The sequence below is a fragment of the Flavobacterium zubiriense genome (assembly GCF_041729725.1).
Lineage (GTDB): Bacteria > Bacteroidota > Bacteroidia > Flavobacteriales > Flavobacteriaceae > Flavobacterium > Flavobacterium zubiriense.
This window is the reverse complement of record NZ_JBCFQL010000014.1, coordinates 51,615-78,366: the sequence shown is the minus strand read 5'-3', so window position 1 is coordinate 78,366 and position 26,752 is coordinate 51,615. Positions and strand designations below refer to the sequence as shown.

General features: G+C 33.9%; 14 protein-coding genes. All 14 read right to left on the bottom strand.

Translation table 11 applies throughout. The features are described 5' to 3' along the window. Window positions 1-3: 3 nt before the first annotated feature. The 14 genes from AAGV28_RS13270 to AAGV28_RS13205 all read right to left on the bottom strand — a co-directional run bounded on the left by AAGV28_RS13270 (window position 4) and on the right by AAGV28_RS13205 (window position 26,752). Complete coding sequence (locus AAGV28_RS13270; protein ID WP_373407236.1) at window positions 4-1,026, bottom strand: PfkB family carbohydrate kinase; 1,023 nt, start codon at window positions 1,024-1,026, stop codon at window positions 4-6. 35 nt (window positions 1,027-1,061) lie between these two features. Further along, window positions 1,062-2,471 carry a glucuronate isomerase gene (gene uxaC / locus AAGV28_RS13265; protein WP_373407235.1) on the bottom strand — a complete coding sequence of 470 codons (1,410 nt, stop codon included), beginning with the start codon at window positions 2,469-2,471 and terminating at the stop codon, window positions 1,062-1,064. Between the two features lie 18 nt (window positions 2,472-2,489). After that, window positions 2,490-3,281: a gluconate 5-dehydrogenase gene (locus tag AAGV28_RS13260; RefSeq protein ID WP_373407234.1), complete on the bottom strand. Its 792-nt coding sequence runs from the start codon at window positions 3,279-3,281 to the stop codon at window positions 2,490-2,492. Window positions 3,282-3,287: 6 nt separating this feature from the next. Continuing rightward, a complete protein-coding gene (gene kduI, locus AAGV28_RS13255; protein WP_373407233.1) occupies window positions 3,288-4,127 on the bottom strand; it encodes a 5-dehydro-4-deoxy-D-glucuronate isomerase in 840 nt (279 codons plus the stop codon). A 141-nt stretch (window positions 4,128-4,268) separates the two neighbouring features. After that, the gene (locus AAGV28_RS13250; protein ID WP_373407232.1) at window positions 4,269-5,714 is read right to left on the bottom strand and encodes an MFS transporter; all 1,446 of its coding nucleotides are present in this window, start codon (window positions 5,712-5,714) and stop codon (window positions 4,269-4,271) included. Window positions 5,715-6,367: 653 nt separating this feature from the next. After that, window positions 6,368-10,396: a hybrid sensor histidine kinase/response regulator transcription factor gene (locus AAGV28_RS13245; protein WP_373407231.1), complete on the bottom strand. Its 4,029-nt coding sequence runs from the start codon at window positions 10,394-10,396 to the stop codon at window positions 6,368-6,370. Between the two features lie 24 nt (window positions 10,397-10,420). Continuing rightward, window positions 10,421-12,238, bottom strand: coding sequence for a metallophosphoesterase family protein (locus tag AAGV28_RS13240; RefSeq protein WP_373407230.1), 1,818 nt, complete (start codon window positions 12,236-12,238; stop codon window positions 10,421-10,423). Between the two features lie 199 nt (window positions 12,239-12,437). Further along, complete coding sequence (locus tag AAGV28_RS13235; RefSeq protein ID WP_373407229.1) at window positions 12,438-14,456, bottom strand: glycoside hydrolase family 2 protein; 2,019 nt, start codon at window positions 14,454-14,456, stop codon at window positions 12,438-12,440. A gap of 248 nt (window positions 14,457-14,704) precedes the next feature. Next, on the bottom strand, window positions 14,705-16,786 hold the full coding sequence (locus AAGV28_RS13230) for an alpha-L-fucosidase (RefSeq protein WP_373407228.1): 2,082 nt from the start codon (window positions 16,784-16,786) through the stop codon (window positions 14,705-14,707). A 19-nt stretch (window positions 16,787-16,805) separates the two neighbouring features. Further along, window positions 16,806-19,775 carry a glycosyl hydrolase 115 family protein gene (locus AAGV28_RS13225; RefSeq protein WP_373407227.1) on the bottom strand — a complete coding sequence of 990 codons (2,970 nt, stop codon included), beginning with the start codon at window positions 19,773-19,775 and terminating at the stop codon, window positions 16,806-16,808. Window positions 19,776-20,037: 262 nt separating this feature from the next. After that, a complete protein-coding gene (locus tag AAGV28_RS13220) occupies window positions 20,038-21,180 on the bottom strand; it encodes an acyltransferase family protein (RefSeq protein ID WP_373407226.1) in 1,143 nt (380 codons plus the stop codon). A gap of 2 nt (window positions 21,181-21,182) precedes the next feature. After that, window positions 21,183-23,417, bottom strand: coding sequence for an alpha-N-acetylglucosaminidase (locus AAGV28_RS13215; protein ID WP_373407225.1), 2,235 nt, complete (start codon window positions 23,415-23,417; stop codon window positions 21,183-21,185). 26 nt (window positions 23,418-23,443) lie between these two features. Further along, window positions 23,444-24,385 carry a family 43 glycosylhydrolase gene (locus tag AAGV28_RS13210; RefSeq protein ID WP_373407224.1) on the bottom strand — a complete coding sequence of 314 codons (942 nt, stop codon included), beginning with the start codon at window positions 24,383-24,385 and terminating at the stop codon, window positions 23,444-23,446. Between the two features lie 75 nt (window positions 24,386-24,460). Further along, a complete protein-coding gene (locus AAGV28_RS13205; RefSeq protein ID WP_373407223.1) occupies window positions 24,461-26,752 on the bottom strand; it encodes a GH92 family glycosyl hydrolase in 2,292 nt (763 codons plus the stop codon).

The window sequence follows — 26,752 nt, the reverse complement described above, 5'->3', positions numbered from 1 at the left end:
TTTTTATCTTGAAACTTTACCTGTAAAATCACCGTCAAGTAATTTTTCAATTTCATTTTTAGTAATTAAATTATAATCTCCGAAAATCGTGTGTTTTAAACAACAAGCAGCAACTGCAAAGTTTAATGCTCTTTCTTTATCCAAAGGCTCTTCGTTCAATCCGTAGATTAAACCACCCATGAAAGCATCTCCACTTCCTACTCTATCCACAACAGGAGTTACATCCTGTACAGCAGCTTTGAATATTTCTTTTCCATCATAGAGGATTCCTCCAATGCGTTGATGAGAAGCACTTACTGAATAACGCAAAGTAGTTGCCATGAATTTTAATTCAGGACACAATTTGAAAACAGTATCATAAACAGCTGGTAAAGTTTCTGGTTTTTGATAATCAGGATCTACTTTATCTAAACCTAACATAAAATTAGCCGTATCAATATCGCCTAAGATAATGTTACTGTATTTCAACATTTCGGGCATTACGTCTTTAGGTTGTTTGCCATAATTCCACAGTTTTGAACGGTAATTCAAATCAGTAGAAATAGTCAGACCTAACTCGTGAGCCACTTTTATAGCTTCCAAACAAGCTTCGGCAGCCGTTTCAGAAAGTGCAGGAGTAATTCCGCTCCAATGAAACCAGGTTGCATCTTTTAATATTTCTTTCCAGTCAAATTCTCCTTTTTTCAAAGTAGACATTGAACTGTTTGCTCTATCATAAATTACATTACTGGCACGAGTACTCGTTCCTGTTTCAAGAAAATAAATCCCCAAACGATCACCACCTTTTAGTACATTTTTACAATCTACATCCAGTTTGCGCATTTCGTGAATAGCACAATTACCTAATTCATTATCAGGTATTTTAGTAACAAATTCTGCCTTCATCCCGTAATTTACAAGCGAAACAGCAACATTAAATTCTCCCCCACCATAGGTTGCTTTATACGAATCGGCCTGAGCAAATCTCAAATGCCTTTCTGTTGATAAACGCAGTAGAATTTCTCCAAAAGTGACTACTTTTTTCAAGTTATATTTTTTATAAATTAAACTTTATTCTTTAATTATTTTACTGGAAATTTAAAATATTCCTTAGCATTACCATAGCTAATATCGGATACCATTTTTCCAATCCATTCCATTTCAGAAGCTGGCAATTCACCTCTTTTGATTTCATCACCCAAAAGGTTACAAAGGATACGTCTAAAATATTCGTGTCTTGGGAAAGACAAGAAACTTCTGGAATCGGTCAACATACCCACAAAACAGCTAATCAAACTCATGTTAGAAAGTGCATTCAATTGTTTTGTCATTCCGTCTTTTTGATCCAAGAACCACCAACCTGAACCAAATTGTACTTTTCCTCTAACACTTCCGTCGTTAAAGTTACCAATCATGGTAGCCATCACTTCGTTATCCGCAGGATTCAAGTTATAAATAATAGTTTTAGTCAATTTATCTTTACTGTCCAAAGCATTTAAGAAAGCTGATAATTTTTGAGCCTGCGGATAATCTCCAATAGAATCCCATCCTGTATCAGGTCCTAAAACACGGTGCATACGAGCATTATTATTTCTCAAAGCCCCTAGGTGAAATTGCTGTACCCATCCAAATTCATGATAGGTTTCACACAAAAATACTAATATAGCACTTTGGAATTTCAACGCTTCTTCATTACTGATCGTTTGATTTTCTCTTTTCTTTTTGAAAATAGAACTTACTTCGTTTTCAGTATAGTTTTCGAAATAAATTTGGTCTAATCCATGGTCACAAAGTTGGCAACCATTTGCATTAAAGTATTCAATTCTATTTCTTAAAGCAGCACGTAAATCAGCATAAGTGTTGATTTCAATAGATGCTTTTTGTGCTAAAACATCAAGGTATTCGTTATAACCATCATTTGCAATTAAAATCGCTTTGTCAGGTCTAAAAGCAGTACTTACCGTTGTTTTAAAATCACTTTTCAATAATTGAGCGTGAAAATCTAAACTGTCGATTGGATCTTCAGTAGTACAAACTAATTCCGCATTTACTTTACGCAACAAGTTTCTTGTGCTGTATTCCGCTGAATTTACTTTTGCCGAAGTTTCTTCGTAAATTCTTTCTGCCGATTTCTCGTTTAATAAATCAGTAATACCAAAATAACGAGCCAACTCCAGGTGTGTCCAGTGATACAATGGATTACGCATCGTATAAGGAACTGTTTTTGCCCAGTTTAAAAATTTATCTTTATCAGAACCATTACCAGTAACAAATTGTTCATTGATCCCTAAAGTACGCATTGCGCGCCATTTGTAGTGATCTCCTTTAATCCAAACATCAGTAATATTGTTGAAAATTTTATCTTCAGCAATAAACTGAGGGCTCAGGTGATTGTGGTAATCAATTATCGGTTGATTTTTAGAATAATTATGGTATAATTCTTCTGCGAATTTATTTTCTAATAAAAAGTTATCGTTTATAAAAGTGCTCATAATAATTTACTTAAAATATTAATTTTCGTTTGATGGTTTACCAATGGTAGCCAAAATTCCACCATCAACATATAAAATGTGACCGTTAACAAAATCACTAGCTTTAGACGACAAAAAGATTGCCGCTCCTGCTAAATCTCCCGGGTCTCCCCATTTAGCCGCTGGTGTTCTACTGATGATAAAATCGTTAAATGGATGTCCATCAACTCTAATTGGCTTTGTTTGTTCTGTTGCAAAATAACCAGGACCAATTCCGTTAATCTGCACATTGTATTTAGCCCATTCGGTGGCCATATTTTTAGTTAACATTTTCAAACCACCTTTTGCAGCAGCATAAGCAGAAACTGTGCTACGCCCTAATTCACTCATCATAGAGCAAATATTGATGATTTTTCCTTGTCTTCTCTCAATCATTCCTTTAGCAACATGCTTAGAAACAATAAACGGGCTTACTAAATCAATATCAATTACTTCTCTAAAATCAGCAACTTCCATATCAAGCAATGGAATTCTTTTAATAATTCCAGCGTTGTTAATTAAGATATCGATTGGTCCAACTTCGCTTTCAATTTTTGCAACAGCTGCTTTAACTTCCTGCTCTTCAGTTACATTAAATTTGTAACCAACAGCATTAATTCCTTCGCTTTTAAGTGCTGCTACAGCGTCATCAATTTTTTGTTGTGATGAATTTCCGTTTATAACAATTGTTGCTCCTGCTTCACCTAAACCTTTAGCCATTGCCATTCCCAGTCCGTGTGTACTTCCTGTGATAAGAGCAACTTTGCCTTTTACATCAAATAAATTTGTCATAATTTTTTATCTTAAATCAGTGATTTTACAAACATCCATATCTCCATAATCCAGGTTTTCTCCAGCCATACCCCAAATAAAAGTATAATTACTTGTTCCTGATCCGGAGTGAATAGACCATGGTGGAGAAATTACTGCTTGATGATTGTTCATCCAGATGTGTCTTGTTTCTTGTGGTTCTCCCATAAAATGACAAACGGCCTGGTTTTCTGGAATATCTAAGTAAAAATAAACTTCCATACGACGATCATGAACGTGAGCTGGCATTGTATTCCATACACTTCCTGGACGCAATTCGGTCATTCCCATTTGCAATTGGCAAGTAGTAACTACACTACCAATAATCATTTGGTTTACCGTACGGTGATTAGCCGTTTCCATAGTACCTAATTCTAATTTGTTTGCTTCTGCTAAACTTACCTGAACTGTTGGGTAACTTGTATGAGCTGGAGCCGAATTTATATAAAATTTAGCTGGATTTTTTGCGTCAACACTTTTAAATACTACTTCTTTATTTCCGCTTCCAACATACAAAGCATCTTTAAAACCTAGTTCGTATGATTTGCCTTCAACCACAACAGAACCATTTCCACCAACATTGATAATCCCCATTTCTCTACGCTCTAAAAAGTAAGTTGATTTTAGAGGATCAATAGTTTCAAGAATTAAATCACCACTTACAGGAACGGCTGAACCAGTAATGTATCTGTCATAATGCGAGTAAGTAAAAGTAATTTCGTTTTCTTGCATTAAATTGTCAATCAAGAATTCATCTCTTAATTGTTTGGTGTCGTATTGTTTTACTGCTTGAGGGCTAGAAGCATATCTAGAACTATAATTTGTCATAATTATTTAGTTTTAATGTAATCGATTACAAAGGTATTAATTTAATTTATTTTATCTCTATTTTTATAAAAAACAAGTTACCCATTAAAAATTAAAAAAAAGAAAAAAGCCCTCTTGAATTACAAGAGAGCTCTTTTGATTTTATAAATCAGTTATAGGTGCATATTTAGGCACTAATGATTTCATAACCGTCCAGCCTATTAAATAACAAACGGCACAGATGGAGAAGATGATAAAGTAACCCGCTTCGATTCCTTGGAAGCCCATAAAATCCATGTTGGTATTTTTACTATAATCAAACAAAACTCCTGAACCTTTATTAATAACTGTCGAGCCAATTCCTCCAGCTAAACCTCCAATACCTGTAATGGTAGCAATGGCTTTTTTAGGAAACATATCTCCTACAGTGGTAAAAATATTAGCTGACCAAGCTTGGTGAGCAGCACCTGCAATCCCAATTATAATTACCGGCAACCAGTATGAAATGTGTCCTAATGGCTGAGCCACTAATGCTAATAATGGAAAGAATGCAAATATCAACATCGCCTTCATTCTTCCTTCATAAGGATTCATTCCTTTTTTCTCTACAAAATAAGTTGGCAACCAACCTCCAATAATAGACAATAAAGTAATCATATACAATACAAATAATGGAAAAGCCGCTTGTGTAGAATCCATTCCGTAAACCGAACTTAGATAAGCTGGAGTCCAGAATAAGAAAAACCACCAAACTCCATCAGTCATGAATTTTCCAAAAGCAAAAGCCCATGTTTGTTTGTATCTAAAACAATCTTTAAAAGTAACTCTTGTAGTCGTTTCAGGAACATATCCTGCTATTTTACTATCTGCAATTACATCTTGTTGAATGTATTCTAATTCAGCTGCGCTTACTTTTGCATGCTTTTCTGGTTTATCGTACATAAAAACCCAGAATCCCATCCAAACAAATCCTAATGCACCAATAATTATAAAAGCCATTTCCCAACCGTAAGCTTTAGCAATAAAAGGAATTGTAATTGGCGCAGCTAATGCTCCTACAGTTGCTCCCGCATTAAATATACTAGTAGAAAACGCTCTGTCTTTTTTAGGAAAATATTCGGCAGTAGTTTTAATTGCGGCAGGAAAGTTACCCGCTTCTCCTAAAGCCAAAACAAAACGAGCAAAAATAAACAATGTAACACTTACACTAATTACCAATCCGGTATCATTCACAGCAGCGATTGCTTCTTTTGCACCTTCAAAACCAACGAACCAATTTCCAGTAATAATTCCAGAAGTTGCAATTCCAGCAAATGCGTGCAAACAAGCACCTACAGACCATACTCCTATTGCCCAAAGAAAACCTTTTTTAGTATCCATCCAATCCACAAACTTCCCTGCAAACAACAAAGAAACAGCGTAAAAAATAGAAAACAAGGCTGTAATATTTCCGTAATCGTTATTTGTCCAATGAAATTCAGGAGCTATAAAATCACTCCATGTTAAAGAAAGAACTTGTCTATCTAAATAATTAATTGTTGTTGCAAAAAACAATAACGAACAAATTGTCCAACGATAGTTTCCAACAGCTTTTGGTGTTTGGCTCATAATTAAAAATATTTATAATAAGTTAAAAGTAAATACACTATAAGACCTTTCTATAATTTTGACATTATAAAAAGGCAAAAAATTAGCACTATATTTTTCAAAAACAATTGTAATTAATTATTAATCAGTTAATTACATCGAAAACATAATAAAAAACACCTACAATAAGTGTAATCGATTACACAAATATAATTCTAAATAATTGAATCACAAATATTTTGTATTAATTTTTAAAATTCCAACTTAAATAAACATTTTTTACAAAAATTAGATTCTTAAATTAAACATCTGCTAATTTATGTATTAAATTCCAAAAATAACCAAGTAAATTAATGAAAATTTAACCCAAATCAAATTTTTGTTGAATATCTGTCAGGGCAAACGCACGAGTGATATTTTTGTCACGAATTACACTTATTAGAACAAATATTAATGTTTCTAAAATAAATTACACCAATTTTTGGCTGATTTGTGGAATATTTATGACATCCAAATTTGTGTTACTCGGTCTAACCTGCCTGCCGGCAGACAGCATCGTGACTCCTTTTTTTATTTCTGGAATGGTGTATTTGCCTTGGAATATCTGTTAAAAATGCACCTCTCTAAAAAACATTTAAAAGCATGTCATTTAAAGCACAAAATCTTAAAAAAAATTACTTAATCAATCGACTTGGAGAATAGCCAAATTGCTTTTTAAAACACCTGCTAAAATATAAAGGATCATTAAATCCTACTTGGTCCGCCACTTCAGACACATTGAATGTCTTTAATTTTAATAATTGTGCTGCTTTTTTTAGTCGAACCGTTCTAATGAACTCATTGGGAGACAAATCAGTTAATTGTTTGATTTTTCGATACAATTTAGACGAACTCATTCCTAATTCATTACATAAAAAATTAGCGGTAAGCTCCGTATCGCTGATGTTTTTTTCTATTAAATCAGTAATATTCGAAATAAAGTCTATGTCTAATTGAGAATGCGTTAATGTGGTTACATCGGTTTCAATTTCCCCAGAAAATTTCTGTTTTAATTCAATTCGGGTTTTTATGATATTATCAATTCGAGTTTTTAATAAAGAAGGATCAAACGGTTTTACCATGTACTCGTCTACTCCTAAATTGTAGCCTTTAATTTTGTTTTCGTTTTCAGATAAAGCCGTCAACATAATGAGTGCGGTGTGACTAATATTTTCATCACTCTTTAAGGCTTTGACGAATTGAAAACCTCCCATAACTGGCATCATCGCATCAACAACACAAAGTGCTGGTTTAATTTTTCTACAAAGATTCAATCCTTCATCACCATTTTCAGCTTGATAGACTTTATAATAGTCCGATAAATAATCGGCTATAAAAAAACGAAGTTCGGCGTTGTCTTCAATAACTAAGATATTCTGTTTAAGTTCTGAGCTTTGGTTTCCTTTTTTTGTTTTATCCATTGCAGTGTACCTCATCTCGGGCTCTTTGTATTCAATGTCAAAAACCTCCGATTTTTTATAGCTGTTTTTCGAAATAGGCAATTCCAGCGTAAAAACACTTCCTTTTGAGGGGATACTTTTTAATTTTAAATCGCCTCGGTGAATTTCAACCAAGGAAACTACTAAAGACAAACCTATTCCTGAACCTGTATTGTTTTTTTTACTGCTCTTAACTTGATAAAATCTAGAAAATATTTTTTCTTGACTTTCTATAGGAATCCCTACTCCATCATCACTTACTTCAACAATTAATTTTTTAATACCATTATCTTCTTTTGTACCTATATACAAATCAACATTACCATAATTGTTTGTGAATTTTAAAGCATTTGAGAGTAAATTATATAGTATCTTATGGTATTTGTCCATATCAATCCAGCCTTCAAGGCTTTCATTTTCGCAATTAAAATGAAAATTAATATCTTTTTCCTGCGCCAATTGTGAGAAGGAATCAAATACCGTTTGAGTATTAGCTACTATTTCTATTTTTGATACTTTTAGTTTTAATTCACCTGATTGTGCTTTTCTAAAATCTAAAATTTGATTTACTAATAACAACAACCTACTGGCATTTTGATAAATCAAATACAGCTTTGTCTTATCATTCCCGACAGCTTCATTTTGCTCTAATAATTGTTTAGCAGGACCTAATATTAAGGTTAAAGGCGTTCTTAATTCATGCGAAATATTCGTAAAAAATTCTAATTTTTCGTTAGACAAACGCTCATCACTGTCTCTTTTAACTCTTTCTAACAACAGCGCTTGTCGTAATTTAATTCGGGATTTAATTTCTTTTCTAATATAATAGGAAGAAACCGAAAGTATCATAAAAAGTAAAAGAAAAATCTTAGTATTCGTCCAAAAAGGTGATAAAATTGTAATGGTATATGCTGTAGGTGTACTCCAAATTCCGTCACTGTTTTGCGCACGAATTTTAAAAACATACTCTGCTGGATTCAAGTTGGTATACTGAATGGTTCTGGAATCGCTATTGGTGGTAATCCAATCTTTATCAAATCCTTCTAGCATGTATTCAAATTTATTCAGCCTTTCGTTAGTATAAGAAGGGGTAGAAAACTGTACTGAAAAATTTCGATTGTTGTAATTGAGTTCAATTTTTTTATCTGTATTAATATCTTTAGTAAATGGAATTTGTCCATTAATTTCTACTCCGGGAAAAACTTCTTCGTTTTGAACTTTAAACTCGGTTACAATAGGGGGAGGTGCTATTTTGTTTTCTTTTATATTATCTGTCGAAAAATAAATAATCCCATTTTTTCCTCCTAAATAAATAGTAGCATTATTTAAACTATAGAACCCTTTTGAACTAAATACATCCAATCTATTGCCACTATCAACATAGTATACATTTATTTTTTTTGATTTTCTCTTGTATCTGGCAACACTATTATTATTAATATTTAACCATAAATAGCCATTTTTATCCATCTCTAAGTCAGTAATCCATTTTCCTTGAAGTTCTTTTGGACCTGAAATGGGAATAAAATTATTTTTCTTGACATCATAAATACCTAATCCTTTTACGGTGGCTACCCAAATATCTCCACTGGTATCAATCAAAATATCACTTACGTGATTCGCAGGTAAACCAAGTTCTTCTTTATCACCTTTTAAATAAACCTGAACTAACTTGGTTTTTAAATTGTATTTCACAACACCTGTTTCAGTTGCGAACCATAAATTATTAAATCGATCTTTTTTTATTTTATTTATTTGAAAATCAGGCAATAAAACACCTTTAGGAACTTTAATTTCTAGTGTTTTTGAATCTAACAAAATAGCACCTTCACCAAAAGAGCCTACTACCAATACATTTTCATCTGTTATTAAAAAAGAAAGTATCGGAGAATTCCTTACACCAACATCAACTATTTTGGAGCTATTAGTAATGTAATTATAAACTAAAACCTTACCGTTCCACAAACCGCAATAAAACAACTTACCATCATTTGAATAAATACTGGCAATATCATTTTTACCATTATACAAAGGGACAAATGATTTTTCTTTAGAAATAAAAAGTCCATTGTACCTGGATGCAACAATCACATTGCCGTTGTATGTCTTGGCAAAACCTCTTATATTAGGTTTTTGATTGTCATTATACAATGAAATATCTTTATTAATCTTAAATTGATTACCATAAGGATTGTACTTATCCAGGCCATCTTCGGTACCTACCCATAAAACACCCGAATTATCAAAATACAAAGAATTTACAATATTACCCACTAGTGAATTTTCATCCGTAAGTTTAGAAAAATACCTTTGAAAATTTCCAGTTCCAATATCTTCTAATCGATTACAAACCAAAAGTCCTCCCAAAGTACCTAACCAATATTTTCCATCGGGGGCGCGAGCAATTGAAATAAAATAGGGTCCTAATTTATTTCTTAAAACAGCATCTTCAATATAGAGATTTTCAAAAGTGTTTTTTAACTTGTTTAACTTGTAGAGTCCTTCTCTTGTACCGACAAAAATATCAGACTTATTATCTTCATATATAAAATTAATATACGGATTTTTTTGATTCGAATTAGGAATTGATAAGGTATAAGTAATAGTTTTTAATATTTCCCCATTGGATCCTAAACTAATTTTGGCTACTGATCCCTTACCAAAACTTCCTATCCAAATATTACCTTTTCTATCCTCAAAAATATGCTTTATATAATCAAATCCTTTAATGTAAACCCTTGAAAAACGTTGTGTATTGGGATAATAAACTGAAAGTCCTTCACTCATGGTACCAACCCAAACTCTTTTAAATTTATCTACATGTACCGAACGTATTTCGTCTTCAGGTAAACTGTTAGGATTGTTTTTTTTATTAAAAAAAGTACTAAAAACATTCGTGTCCATTTTATAGACCGTAAGACCTTTTCTAGTTCCTATCCACAAATTATGAGAATCCTCATCCAGTTCTAATGCAGTAATATCATCATTGAAGAGTTTGTTTTTTCCAAATTCTGAACTCACGTAGGATTTAAACTGATATCCGTCAAAACGATTCAGTCCAAAAAAAGTTCCCAGCCAAATAAAACCATTCTTATCCTGAACAATATGCCTCACCGAATTATAGGATAGACCATTATTCTCATTATAATGTTCGAATTTTATGTTCTGTCCCAAAACAGGCAGGTAAGTAAATAGAATGAAAACTATAAATAATTTAAGTTTCATAGAATAGTTTGTTTTGGACAAATTTTAGTGGATGGTATTTCTTTTCAAATTTATAATAAATTTATCGGATGGAGCACCATTTAGAAAACTTTTAAAAATGGAACAAAATCGATAAAAGGAAGTCTCCGCTGTAGTAGGATTTGCCTTTTTTTTATAATAATCTGTATAAGAAGTTATAATAACATTGTACTGATCTATCCGGTCTTTGCCAATGTCTTTAAAAGCCAATTCATCAGCAGAATGCATGCGATGATAATCAAAAATCATGTCAAAACCCGTCCAGTTTTTATCTTTATATTTCTCTATTTTTAAAGGAGATACTTTGGCAAAAGCGAATAAATCCATTGCTGTTGCTTTTAGCATAAAGGATTTAAAAGCTGTAGGCCAGTCTTTTTCTAGAAACCGGGTTCGAACTAATTCTTTCAGATGCCAATTGGTAAATTCATGATAACTTTTAGATCCCAAGATAGCTTTATTCCATATTTTCGAATCTTTACTACTTTCTAAATACGCATATTCTTGTTCGTACAAAGGAAACAATGTTTTAAATCCAGCAACCGAATCAAGGACTACGGTTTCTATTAACATCTTATTTTTATTTTTAATTGTCAGGATTTTATACCCAGGAATATAGGCTGCCAATGATGGGATTTGAATATTGAACAATGCTTTTCCATTTTTATATTTCCTAATTCCAGTATCATTAATGTGCATGTGTCCTGCAAAATGAAGCTGCACTCCAGCTTCTGCAAAAATTTGTGATACTTCTTCAGTAGGCACTCGATGCAACTGCATTTTGTCTTCTCCAAATAATTTTTTCATCATCTCCGAAGCGTCATCATTAAATTCAACCATTGGATAATGACTGAAAGCAATTAACGTTTTCCCCCTTTTCTTAGCTTCCCGTGCCACTTTTGAAGCCCAAGCAGTTAAATGTTTTTTATGCGTTAAAACTTGGTTATAACCAATGTTTGGGCTGCTGTAATTAGCTGGATTATTTGGATTTTCTTTGACAGTTTCCTTTGAAAAATATACATTACCATCAATGGCTAAAAACCAAACATTGTTTTCTAATTCGACCAAATAACTCAAATCGGGAATATACGAATTGTACGGTGGAATGGCATACGTTCTTTTTTCGATGATGGATTGCTCCAATGCTTTTTCGAAAGTATAATTATCTGGATCGTATGAAGCAAATGGAGTCTCCCAATACAAATCCGTTTTCTTTGGAAAAAAACCAAAATCGCCAAGTTCTTCTAAAACTTCGGCATACCCCATTGTCCCGATATCTTTTGTAATTACCGCAGGAAGTTCATCAGTACTTTTAGCAACATACATTCCTGTTTTGCTCATAATCACTTGGTTTTTTCCTCCTTCACCTAAAAAATCCGTTTTTCCAGCGTCAGTCAAAAAAGGTTTTGCCACGTCGTGATTTCCAGTTGTAATGATAAAATGAATCCCATATTTATTCGAATATTCATTCAAAATTTTTTTTAATCCTCTAATGTTTATTGGCTGTCCGTCATCACTAAAATCTCCCGGCAAAAGCACTGTTTTTATATTTCGTTTTACCACATCATCCAAAGCAGCGATAAAAGCAAAATAATTTTCATTGAACAATCTCGTAGACTGCAATTGGGATTTCATCGTTCGAACCAAAGTATGTTTCCCATCATAAGGATTGGGTATTCCTGTATAATCCGAATCGGAAAACGTGCCATAAATATCTAACAAATGAACATCAGATAAGAATGCAATTGGAGTGTTTTTAAATGGTTTCTTTTTCAGTCCTATACATGAATTAAAAAGAAGAAAAATCACAAATATTATTCTGTACATTAATTTTTTATTTAAACCGTTGATTGAAATTATTTAAACGTAAATTCGTTTGTGCTTTTGTACAGTAAAACGGAACAAAAAAATTCGATAACCGTTTTTATTGAACTTTTTCTTGTTCTCTACACGGTCTCATCGCTAAAAAGAACCACTCGAACGCAATAAAATTATCGCCAAATTAATTACAACCAACGGATTATATTTAATATTTTATCACTAAAAATCCATCTGGTCTTACAATTTGAAAAGCAAACCGAGCATTTATTTCTTTTAAATTAATTGCAAAAGTATCCCCAGCTTTTAAAATAGGTAATTTTATTTCAAACAACTTATTTGCATTATTTTTATATTGCAATTTATATCCCCTTAATGTGTACGAAGGAATAGTATTTTTTACTTTTATTTCTATTTTTGCTGTTGAATTGTTTACTCTCTCCACTTTTGTAATATCTACAGGAGAGGCTAATTGTTTTAAAACATAATAAGATGGTTTAGGATTTAGAGCAACATCTGTAATCCCATGCCTTCTAATTTTAAATTTCCCAAAACCTTCTTCTCCCATTTGGGTTCTATAATCGTTTAAACAAAAATAAATATAACCCATAACATAGGGTTGACTACTCCATTCTTTTATATGAAAAAGCATATCGTCTATTCTACGAGTATCTCCACCTGAATTTGCAGGTTCACACAGACCATTTTCAGTTATTAATAATGGTCGTTTACCAATTGCACTTTTTACAATATCAAATTTATTAGGTAATTCATTTCTATCTTTTCCATGCCATGTACCTATATATTCATTCCAAGTAGGAATATCACCAAGTAATGTTTCGTCTTCTTTTTGTTTTTCCCAAATTCGATTTGAAACTATAGTAACAAATCTCATTGAATCCTTGTTTTTTACAAAATTTCGGAGTGCAATGTATGTTTTTTTATCAGTATCTCCATTTATCTCATTGCTTATTCCCCAAGAAAAAACACTTGGATGATTATAATGTGCATCAATCATGTCACTAAGCTGTTTATGTGCTGTTAGGACAAGTTGAGGCGTTAATCTTTTTGGATTTTGCCACCAAGGCAATTCTTCTTGAACTAAAATACCATATTTATCCATTAAACTTAGCATATAATCATCTTGTTGCCAGTGAAAACGTGTAATACATATATTTAAATCTTTCATTGATCGAACAATCGAATCCATATAACGTTTTGGCTCAACTATACCATATTTTGGATTACTTCCCGGCATATATTCTATACCAGGTAGTCTAATTGACTCTCCATTTAAAAAAAATTGATCACCAACAATTTCAACTTTTTTAAACCCAAAAACAGAAAACTGCTTGTCTGTAATTCCTAGATCGGTTTTAATTTCACTTTCAAGTTCATAAAGATTAGGAGAATCAAAATGCCAAGGTTTTATTTTTCCTAAATAAATACTAGTTGAACATTCTCCATTGATTACTTTTAATTTTTTACTAACTGTTTTAAGAATTACAGCTGTTTTTTGGTCTTTAATATTAAAATCCACTTGGACTTCATTGACATTCTTTTCCCATAATTTAACAACAACTTTGATAATTCCTGTACTATCTTTTAATTCTATTTTCGGGGTAACATGAACATATTTGAAAGATGGCTTTCCAGTTGCTTTAATAGAAACAGATCGTATAATGCCTCCATCGTTACCCCAATCAAAAGACTTTTCATAGGGTAAATTATTTTTTGAAAATTCATTATTTACTGACACTACAATAATATTTGATTTTTCATAAGAAACAAATTTTGTAATATCAAGCGTAAAAGGAGTGTAACCTGCATTACTGTTCTCACCCACTTTTTTACCATTGACATAGACAACAGCATCGTGATAAACCGCCTCAAATTTTATTCTAATATTTTTACCCTTCCAACCTGAAGGTAATTTAATTTCCTTTTGGTACCATGCCAATCCAAAGTAATCTTCAGTTTTGTCTTCAATATTCCAGGTGTGTGGTACTTTTACAGTGCGTGAAGATTTGGATGGAATACCATTTACCCAATCCTTTTTATAACCTAATTTAGTAGAATCTATAGCAAATTCCCAATTTCCATCAAGAGATAAAACTGCTTCATCATAATCTTTATTTATTTTTTTTACAGATGAGTCATTTTTACAGTCCGTAAACATAAAAATTAAGAGGAATAAAAGAGGAAAACTCAAAATTTTATTTTTCATTTTTATTGTATTTAATCTAACTGCACCTAGTGTATTTATTTACTTTTAGGCATAGTCTTTTGTTAATTATTTTATTAAAAAGAGCCTGTTTAAATTTTATTTCCAAAAAAAAACCTAACGAGTGTACCATTTGAAAACTTTTTAAAAATTCCAAGCCTATAGAGAGGGGAAAAAGAAATTTATTAAAAAACAAACAAGCTCTACAACAACATTAGTTTTATCATGTTAAAACCTAAAACACATCCTACTTAATCTGTAATAACGTCAATCTCAGAATACCCAGCATAATTATCATTTTTAGTATTTTTCAAAGCTTTAAGCTTAATATATCTAGCCTTCACTGTTTTAAAAGACTTTGTTTGCCATAAAGGATTGTTATTAATATTTGAAAACTCGCCGGCGTTAATTAATTTCCAAACTTTATTATCCGTTGATACATAAAATTCATAATTAGTAATAATTCCTTTAAAACGTAAATTTTGATCTGGTAAATACCTAAATCCAACTAAATTTTCTTTTTTACCAAGATCTAAAACTAAATCTATCGGCATTTCTTTATTTTGATGCCAAACCGAATTTGAGTCGCCATCCATAATTTGGTATGCTTCCTTGTCTTCAACTCCTAATATCTTCCAATTCTTTTTTGCTATGTCAAATTTTTCTTCGGCAATGGCACTGGTTTTAGCTGTAGCCGGATTATAAGCCATGGCTTTTACTTCTATTTTCGTCGCAGCAGTTTTAACTTCAGATACATACTTACTAGAATTCAGAGTAGGTGTACTGCCATCTAAAGTATAATAAATTTCGGATTCTAAATCGGAAGCAATAATCTCTATGTTTCCTGATTGTTTGCGTACGATTTTTGGAGGAGTTAATATTTGAGGTGCATTATAAACTTCGATATTTGAAATTAAAGGACAACTTTTAGCATCCAAAATTGTAAGACGAATTTTTGTTGCTTCTACTGTTGGAAAACAAAGGATACGTTTGTACCCAATAGTAGTTTCATTTGCTAATTCCTTCCATTCCTGATTAACATAAGCTTCAATTTTAAACGTTTTAACTCTCTGTCCCAATTTAATATATTCCTGAATTAGAAAACGATTAAAAACAGTTGGTTTATCAAAAGAAATAATCAACGATCCTGATTTTATTTGTTCATCAGTTGCCCAATAGGTGTTTTTATCAGCATCCAAAACATTTTCTGCACTAAAACTAGAATGGTTCGCTCTTACATTTGAAGCCTCAACCTTAGCTCCCTTTACAAGATTTGAAGCAAATACTCTCTTTACTTCCTGTGCAAATTCTAATGCTGCTTTTTCATCTTTTTCATGAATCAATCCATTAGGCATAATAGGAAAATTAAGCAATAAAGTACCGTTACGACCTATTGAATTATAATAGATAGTCATAAGTTCAGGTAATGTTTTCACCTTTGTATCTTCTCTTTTATGATAAAACCATTCTGGTCGAATAGAAGTATTCACTTCTCCAGGAACCCATGAATCACCATTTTCTAATCCATGACGCAACATATCTTCGGTTACTTTTCCTGTTGCATTCAACAAACTCCAATTGGTTTTCCCCACATAACCTGCTTCCGTCCCTACCCAACGAAGATCGGCTCTATCACCGTTATCATTCCAAATCATAATTTTAGGCTGTAAATCACGAACCATTTTATAGGTATTAGCCCAATCATAATATGTCTCCCTATTTATTTTTCGCGTTTCATTGGCTCCACCATAATAGCCATCGCCTCCATTGGCTCCATCAAACCAAACCTCAAAAACATCTCCATAATTAGTCAATAACTCTGTTAATTGATTTCGGAAATAAGTAATGTATTCTGGTTTTCCGTAATCCGGATGATTTCTATCCCAAGGAGATAAGTAGATTCCTAATTTTAAGCCATATTCTTTACAAGCGTCGGCCATTTCTTGTACAATATCCCCTTTTCCATTTTTCCATGGAGAATTTTTTACAGAATACTCTGTGTATTTTGATGGCCATAAACAAAAACCACTATGATGTTTAGCGGTAAGTATAATCCCTTTCATACCTGATTCTTTAGCAATACGAGCCCACTGCCTACAATCCAACTCTGTAGGATTAAAAATTTGTGGATCTTCATTACCAAACCCCCAAGACATATCAGTATAGGTATTTACGGATAAATGAACAAAAGCATAATACTCCATTTCCTGCCAACTTAGCTGGTTCTCTGTTGGGATTGGACCAACCGATTCTGGCACTATTCGCTGACTAAAAGCTGAAAAAGAAAAAATAAATAAAAAAAACACACTAAAAAAATTTCTCTTAAGTATCATAAATTACGTATTTATAGTATTAATTATTTAATCTTGATTCTGGTGGAAAAGCATAAGAATCTTTCCAACCTCCTAAATCAATTAAAACGCGATCAATCATTACCCCTGGATCTACCATCCAAATTCTCAATTTATGCTTTCCTGCTTTATTGATAATTTGTGACGCCGATTTTACAGCTGCATTTTTCAACACATTTTGTAACCATTCGTCACTTCTCCCAAAAGTTTGAAAGTCTAAAATAACAGGTTCTGCATCATCAATGGCTATGGCACACCGCACTCCTTTTCCTTCGTAAAAAGCATGTGTTGGAATGGCTTGCACTTTTACGTTGGCCTGACCAAAATTAAAACTATAAAAATCATATTCCATTACGGGACTATTGTCTTTTATTGTTTTTAAATTCACTTCAGAATTAGCCGTTCTAGGCAAAGCCACACTTACTTTCCCGGCATATCCAATTCCTTCAAAAATTTCCCATTGGGCTGCTGCGCCTTCTTTTTTGTTCGAAAAATTTGCTGCATAAATCGATACATATCCTTTGTCCTCCACAAAACCTTTGTAATTTTCTAACTCCTCAAACTTTGGATTAAAAGCCGAAACTCCAATAGTAATCAAAGTGTCTTTACTCACAAAATCGATTGCTGAGTTGACTTTATAACTTGGCGGAATCAACTGATAATCATGCCCTAATGGTGCTTCTTTTTTATTTCCTCCTTTTGGAACTTTACTCCAGTCAATACTTACCCAAATACGTTGTTGACTGTTTTTATTGTTATCTAAAACTCCTTGTCTTTCTGAAATTTTAATCCAATCTGCTTTCGGTTTTGCTTGCCAAGAGATTTCGCCAGTGCCCTTCATGAAAACATCAATATAATACTGATTGTCTATGTAAGCATTAAAAACAGGCAAAACATCGGCATAGGAATTCTCCGTTTTATGGTTGACTTCCATTTCATAGCTTTCCAAAGCCAATTTCAATTCGGGTTTTGTTCCAGCAACCGCAGTTGTGGCTGTTGTTTCTCCAAAAACAGGTAAATAACGGGGTGACATACTCATGATATGTTTCCATTTTCCGTTAACCAATTCGTTATTGAAATAATTAGTTTCTTTCTGAATTCGCTTGTAAGCTTCCTCCGATTTGGCAGCAAAAAAAGCAGCACTTCCTCTTCCCTGTTCGGCAACAAATTTATTTTTATACGAATACAACCATTTATGATTTAAACTCGCTGCGCCAACAACTGGATAGGTGACCAATTCGTAAAAAGCATTTTGACGATTCGCAGGAATCTCTTTTTGCAATTTTTCGGCAGTATTCATCAGATTTTGATATTCATCAATTCTTTTCGAAACCTCATCACCATAATGAATTTGGGTCAGTGCCGTTGGTTTTGATTTGGATTCTGGTTCCACCTGATTCCATGCCATAAACTCAGGACGACGCTGGAAAGCCAAACGATAATATTCGAAAAACAATTCTGTTATTGAATTAGAATTCTGAGTTCCAAATTCTCTCGAAGCCCAGTTTTGCATGTGTGTTTTCACGCTTTGGCTTTTAGTAAAAGGATTCATATCCCAAGCCATATCCAGAAACAATTCGATATTGTATTCATGTGGTTTGATATCGCCGCAGTTCAAAATCCATAAATCGCGAGATTGAAATTCATACGCTTTTTCCATTTCTTCCCACATTAAAACGGGATTTGTCGAGTTCAACCACAAATAATCATGTGGACGACCCCAATACGAAGTGTGATAATAAATTCCTGCACCACCAGAGCGTTTTTGCTCTTTTAAATTACTCAATTGGCGGATGTAACCATAATTATCATCCGTCCAAACTAGCTGTACATCTTCTGGTAATTGCAATCCTTTTTGGTAATAATCTAACACTTCTTTGTAAGGAATAAAGGCCTGTGGAATTGTAGCAGCATCCTTTGCCATCGCTTTTTTCAAAATCGCTCTTTGATCCGTAATTACCTGTTCCAATAATTTAACTTGGGAATCTGAATCGTCTTCGCCAACAATCATCGGTGAGTCGTGTTCGCCACGCATTCCTACCGTGTAAATATTTTCGAAAGCAGCGGTTTCCTTAGCTCTTTTCCTGAAAAAATCTTTGATTACTCCTGAGTTGGTATCATAACGGTATTCCCCCATGGTTTTGTGATTCCATTCGGCATTAATATTACTCAACATCGGTTCTGCATGCGAAGTTCCTACCACAATAGCATAATCATCGGCAACTTGTTTGTTTTTTGGAAAAGAATAAAAAGCTTTGGTGCTTTTGTGCATCGCTGGCCAAATGGTATTGGCTCTCAAACGCAACAACAATTCAAAAACTTTAGCATAGGTTTTTGGACCAATATCTCCTGTTTCTGGTTCGAAAGTTTTAGCTGCCCAAGGTTGCAAACCCCAATCTTCATCGTTTAGAAAAATCCCTCTGTATTTCACTGATGGTGAACCATAGGTTTTCGTTTCCACATTTAAAACCAGATTATTTTTTTTGTCAGGGGTAACGTCTGCCCACCATTCCCAAGGAGAAACTCCCATCATTCTGGAAATTTCCAGCAAACCATAAGCCGTAGCTCTTCGGTCAGAACCTACAATAACCAATGCTTTTTTTATGGCTGCTGTTGGATTTTCGACTACTTGAATTTTATAAGTTTCCCATTTTCCTTTTAGATCAGCAACAGTAATTTTTTGTTTCGAAACTAAGACATCTAACCACTTGCTTTGTCCAATAGTTCCAGCCATAATTACTATTCCTGAACTATTTTTGGCAATGGACAATCGTTGATTACTAACATTAAATACATCATCAGCCAAGATTTTAGCAGCAATATGAACCACTTTTGGTTCTTTGTCTTCGACTAAAATACTTGCTTTTTGATTTCCTGAAACAATAGCAAAATCGCTGTTTTGAGCCTTTATTTCATTGGCAAAAAGAACAATCAAAACTAGAAAAATGGTAGTAAACTTATTTTTGAACATAATTTTATTTTTTAATTGCCTCCAGCTTCAGCTGGAGAAAAGAATTCATTACAGAATTGGCTTTAGCCAAAAGGATGCAATTTGGCTGAAGCCATAAAATCAACCTATTTTATATCTCCAACTAAAGCTGGAGCCAATTAATCTAAAAAAACACATCATTCATTTAATTTTCAATACTTATATGATCTTATTTTCAAAACTAAACAATAAGAGACATAACTAATATGGCTTATATGGTTTAAAAACCATAGCATTTCATTATTTATATCTTAATATAGATTCTCTTTTTATTCAACCACCAACCTAAAGACCAGCAAACCATCATGAATACAATTGCGGTAACCAATGCACCAAAACTTCCTGGAAATATTCTTTGAAAAATACGTTCACTCACCCATTCAAAAGCATCCATCTCTTGATTTACCGGAATGAGACGTAAGGTGATAAAAAACAATTCAGAAAACAAATAAATAAACAAAGGATTTTTACCAAAAACGGTGGTAAATTCTACTCCAAAATGCTTTTGTTTCAATTCGATGAAATAAATTAGAATAGCCATGATGGATAAATCAATTCCAACGGTGTACAGCACAAAAGAACCAGTCCACAATTTTTTAGAAATAGGCAAAACCAAATCCCACCAACGTGCTAAAGCCATCAGAAGAAAACCAACAATCAGTATTTTGGCTATTCCTTCAAATGATTTTCCAATTCTTTGAATAAATGTTCCCGCGATAAAACCGCCTATAACATTGACAATGGATGGCAAGGTGCTTAAAATTCCTTCGGGATCAAATGGAATACTATCACGTTTGTAGATATGGCCTTCTCCTAAAACAAATAAGTCCAGACGAGTCACGGCATTTGTAGCCATTTCTAATTCGGCTCCTGATGGACCAAATAAATACAATATTCCCCAATATCCTACCAACAGTATTACTGAGATAATTATTGCTGCTTTCTCTGATAAATAATAAAAGATAATTGCGGCAACAAAATAACACAAAGCAATGCGTTGTAAAACCCCCATTATGCGTGTTTCAGCAAAGGGTTTTAATTCCCAAGCGCCATCCATTCCTTGTCTGAAAAAAGGAAACCAATACATCAAATAACCCAATAGAAAAATGATAATACTGCGTTTGATGACTTTTTTCCAAAATACATTTGCCGCAGTTTCTTTCATTTTTCCCATCGAAAAACTCATAGCATTTCCCATGGCAAAAAGGAAGGATGGAAACACTAAATCGGCTAAGGTGAACCCGAACCATTCAGCATGAGTCAAATAGTCATAGAAATGAGCTCCCGTTCCTGGCGTATTGACTACAATCATTAAACAAATCGTTAGTCCCCTGAACATATCAAGCGACAAAAAACGATTGGAATTTGGGTTAGCAATTGCATTCATGTTTAATAATCGTATTTAATTGGTGCCATTCTTTCCGTAACGGGTATGATGCGAGATCGGTATTTTTTATGTAGTGCTTTGGCAATATTATTTGGATTTCCTTTAGCTTTTACTGGAAAATCCTTTCTCTCCGTTACCCATTTCCATTCCCATTCTTTTATTTTTTCATCAAAATTATCCTGATTGAATTTTCCCCAATTAGCCTTTACATCTGTAAAAAATTGTTGCCAACGCGGTTTGTAAAAATCAGTAAACAACCCGCTCCACTGACGGTTGCTGTATTCATGTAATCTGTTGTCAGCTCCGCCCCAAAGCGTAATCAAATTGCGAGCATTTTGTTCATACAATGCTTTTTCTTTTTCATCAAGACCCCAACTTCTGGCATCGGCAATCCATGGCCCTAAAAGAAAATCATGACGCGTGGCTAGTAACAAATCCATATCATCAATCAATTCTAAAAATTCCTTGCTCTTTTTATCAAAAGTAATTTTATCATTATTTTGATACGCTTTAGTTATTTCTTGTTGCAATGGCAAAGCATAATTAGCCAAAACTTGTCTAGTAACATCTACTAAATCATACTGAAAACCATCTGATTTTTGGACAACAGGAATCGCTTTTATAAAAAGATCCCAGGCTGGAAGTAAATCTTTTGGCGCATAATTTAATTTGGTTCTTGCCCAACGACGATAGCCTTCAAAAGTAGGACGCGATACAATAATAGACTCCGCTCCGTCACGAATCACTTGTCCGTTATAGACTGTTTTTACCAGAATATCCCAGGCTTTTGAAATATCACTATTTGATTTTCCGTAACGGTTTAAAGTGTATTTAGCTAGCCAGGAATTCAATTCAATAGGTGTGTCTCGCCAAGTGTTTTCGGTCATCAACTCATACAAAACTGGATTTTGTTCGATGGCTTCCATTGTCAATCCAATTCCTTTTAATTTCCCTGATTTAGGATCTTTCAAAGCTTTTGCAGGTTCATTCGCTACGGCTTCTATTCGACCAAACATCACAATATTTCCACCAAAATTATGCAGCATATTCCAAATCCATTGTTTGCCGTAAAAAGCTTCTGTTCGCTTCCAAACGGGTTCTATTTCGGTAGCCAAATCCAGAATAATCATGCGATCATCAGGAACTGCATCCAGCATTCCTTTGATTTGTGGTGCTTCCCAAAATTCTCTGTGGCTGTAAAAAAGCCAACCTTGCATTACCCAAACCGCATCTTTATCGGCTGATTTCATGCCTTCGAAAATTTTCTTACTCAAATCAAATAGATAAGCAGGATCATTAGATGGTGGCGTATTTTCATTAAAAGTATCTGCTGAGTACAAATGATCGGTTCCGTAAACTTCAGATTGTTTTTCTAAGAATTTCTTACCAATTTCAGCAAATAATGGATCGTCAGAATCTAAAATATAGGTGTCTTCAAAATCATTCCCCCAGTTGGTTTGTTTTAATTTGGCGTTCGGAAAAAACTTTTTGAAAGAAGCTGGGACGTGACCCGTAAAAGCAGGCAATACCGTTTTCATTCCTAGTTCGCGTTCTCTTTTTAGAATTTTCAATTGTAAATCGCGGTGTGTATCTTTCCAATTTTTAGATAGAGGACCGCCCCAACCGTCTAAATTCCCCATCCAAAACCAGGAAAAATAAGCGGGTCCACTAAAAAACGAACTCAAATCTTCATCGGTAAAACCATACGATTTATAGACTTCATCCCAGATGTATTCTTCTCCTGTAATAGCAAGCGGCATGTTGATTCCGTGCAAAGCCATCCAGTCGATTTCTTTTTCCCAGCGGTTCCAGTCCCACCAACTCATACTATAATTGAACGTACAATAGTTCAAATAATAACGGTATTCATAAGGTGTTTTTTTATGAATCAATTTTGAAACTGCTGGTAATTTTTTAGGCAAATTCAAATTGGTTCCATTCCAGGTAATTTGGCTGTTTGTAAAATTATTTAGATAATAATACAAAGCCGATGCAACCGAAACACCATTGTTTCCTCTTAAAACAATTTTATCCCCTTTAGAAACAATTTCGAACCAATCCTCGTTGTTAGAAGAATCGATTTCGACACTAAATTGGTTAGCATGATTGGGTACAATGCGAGCAATAAGCTGGCTGGCAGTAGTAGCAATTTCTGATTCCGATTTTGTCGACTGACAGCTACCGACTTCAAAAACAAAAACAGTAAAGAATATGGCTAGTTTAATGATGCTTTTCATCTATTTTAAGATTATATTATACAAAATCAGAAGCTGGAAATACCAGTCGGTTTTATTTTTAGTATGTTGTGATTCGCATCAAAATTTAAACTGTCAATACATATTTGGCGTAAAACATATTTTTCCTTTTGCGGAAAAATTCGATGGTACAAGATATAATCCTGTCCTTTTTCATTAAATACCGAATGATGCCCCGGTCCATAAGTTATACTATCAGCAGTGGTTTCCAGAATGGGACTATTCGCAGTGGTTTCAAATGGGCCCAAAGGAGAATTTCCCACAGCATATCCTACTTTATAAGTGGCATCTATTGCTTTGCCAGACGAATACATCAAGTAGTATTTTCCAAAACGCTTAATCATATATGGAGCTTCAAAATACTCTTTAGGAGTCACCGCTTTGGGTTCTTTATCAAATGAAATCATATCTGGATTCAGCTTGGTCGCCATACAAACACCATTTATCCAGTTAAATCCTGAACCCCAGTATAAATAAGCCTGACCATCTTCATCAATAAAGCAATCGGCATCGATATTATGTACAGCAGGATAATCTTTTGAAGAAATTAAAGGAGAAAGATCTTCTTTTGCATTTTTCCAGGGACCTAACGGAGCATCGCTCACACCAGCCCAAATTTCACTTCCAACAGAAACATACATATAATATTTTCCGTTAGCTGCTTTTTTGACAGAAGGCGCCCACACCATAGAACCATTTGAACCCGGACTGGTGCATGCTTTTTTGGTTGGCCAATTTAAATGATGACGTTCAAATTTTAAAAAATCCTTTGTTGAAAACACAGCCAGTTCATCCCCTCCCCAAGGATCTATTGTGGCATAAATAAAAAATGTATCACCCTCTTTAATGATACAGGGATCTGCAAAATAGCCTTCTATAATCGGATTGTTTATTGTTGATGTAGTCTGTAAGTTTTCTGTCTTAATCTTTGTCTTACAGGAAATCAGCATGAGTCCCATTAGTAATACAAAAATGCCTGATTTAAAATGCTTCATTATTATTGTTTTAATCATCAATAAAAATTATTATTCTTCAATTATTTGATCTGATTTAGAAGGTGGAACTTGTTTTGTTCCCCATGTTTTAGAAGGCGTTGCAGCCATTTCAAATTCTAACACACCACCCGCAACAATATCGCTGTGCTCAATAAAAGCATTTTCGAATGCTACACCATTTAGAGTTACTGATTTGATGTATTTGTTTTTATCCGAAAGATTCTTGGCTTTGATGGTAAAATCCTTTCCATTTTCCTGATGAATTACCGTTTGTTTGAAATATGGCGAATTAATCAAATAATAAGATTGTCCAGCATTAGGATACAATCCCATCATGTGAAAAGCCAACCAAGAAGACATGGCACCAGAATCGTCATTACCGGGAATTCCGTTTCTGGAGCTGTTGTAATTCTTATCAATAATTTGGTGAATGCGATCGTTACTTAAATCAGGACGACCAATCCAGTGGTATAAATTTGGACTTAAAAACGAAGGTTCATTCGCTACGTTATAAAATTGCTTATCAAAGAGCGTATTTAATCTTTTCTTGAAAGCTTCATTTCCACCTGTTTTTTTAATCAGCATCGCTACATCATGAGGCACTGATAATGAATATTCCCAAGAACTGGCTTCATAGAAAACACCACACCACCAGCAAACACAGTTAGGCCAATCCTGAGCTAAAGGCGTGTAAGGAACATAAGAAATTTTCCCATTGTTTGCAGCACACTGAATGCTGTCTACCCATTTTCTATTAGAATCTTTTGGCATAATAAAACCGCGGGAGCCATTGTCTTCAATATCTCTCCATAGGTTTTGCCAATTGTCAGCCTGCTTGATAAAACGCCAATATTCTCCTTTGCGCTTGGTACCTTTGGCTACAATTGCCAAACAATAATCATTATACGAATATTCTAAAGTTCGGTTTCCGGAACGCACATAATCGGTAGAAACGTATCCTAATCTATTGTAATCTACTAAACCGCCACGACCTTCTTTTTCTTCATTTCCACCAGGAGGATACAGCGCATCTTTCAACATTGCTTCCAAAGCTAATTTGTAATTGATGCCTTCCAATCCTTTTACAAAAGCATCGGCAATAACCACTTCAGCATTGGAACCACCTTGAGTTCGTCCATTTGAATTTCCGCTTCTGGCCTCCGGTAAATAACCATCGCGTTTGTAAATTTGCAACATCGCATTGACAATATCAATTTCTCTTTTAGGATCTAAAAGTGTAATTAATGGGCTGGAAGAACGATAAGTATCCCAAATAGCATAAAAATCATCGTAATAAGGCGAATCATTTTCCCATAACGGATTTTCTCCTGTACGATCCACCGGCATTAACATGGTATGATACAAACCAGTGTAAAACATGGTTTTCTTTTCTACCGAAGCTTCTTTTTCTACTTCCACTCTTTTTAATAGATCTTCCCATTTTTGTTGGGTTTCGGCCAATTCTTTATTAAAATCCCAATGCGGAATCTCTTTATCGATATTTTCTCTAGCTTTTAAAGTGCTGATGAAAGAAATTCCGATTTTCATGTTCACCGTCTTGTTCGCTAAACTTTCGAAAAACAACATTGCTCCCGTTTTCTTTCCGTTATCTACTTGGTTTTTCTCATTTGGAAAAAAGGTTGAACCTTTCCAAGTAGAGAAATTAGTAAAAGGCTGATCGAATACTGCTGAGAAATAAACAGTATAAGTGCCCCCATTGTTCCAACCACCACGTATTTTAGTATAACCACGAACCTCAGTGTCCGAAATCACTTCTACCTGAGAACCCACAAATTGCTGTGCTTCCCTTCCATCAGGAATGATGGATTCGTCCAGATACCTTCCTAAGTCAACTTTAATGGCGTTTTTAGTATTCGAATTAAAAACAAATTTGTAAAAAGCAGCTCTGTCAGAAGTGGTGATTTCTGTTTTAATATTCCATTTTTTAAGTACAGCGCTATAATACCCCAAAGCAACTTTTTCGTTTTCACGTAATGACTCCTGCTTTATAGTTTCAAAATCCCCAGAAATTGGCATAATAGAAACATTACCATATTTAGCTCCACCACCTGTTCCACTAACATGCACTTGACTAAAACCATAAATTGGCTTGGTCATATCGGTAGTAAAACCACTATTAGCGTTTAAATCATTGTCAGGTCCTGGTTTAATCATTCCATAAGGACAAGATGGCCCAACGAAAACATTCCCCAAACCTTCTGAACCAATCATTGGATCCACAAAACGATGATTTTGAGCATTTGATTTTGTTTGTAAAAAAAAGACAAAACCGACCAGAATTAAAAATACATGTTTTTTCAT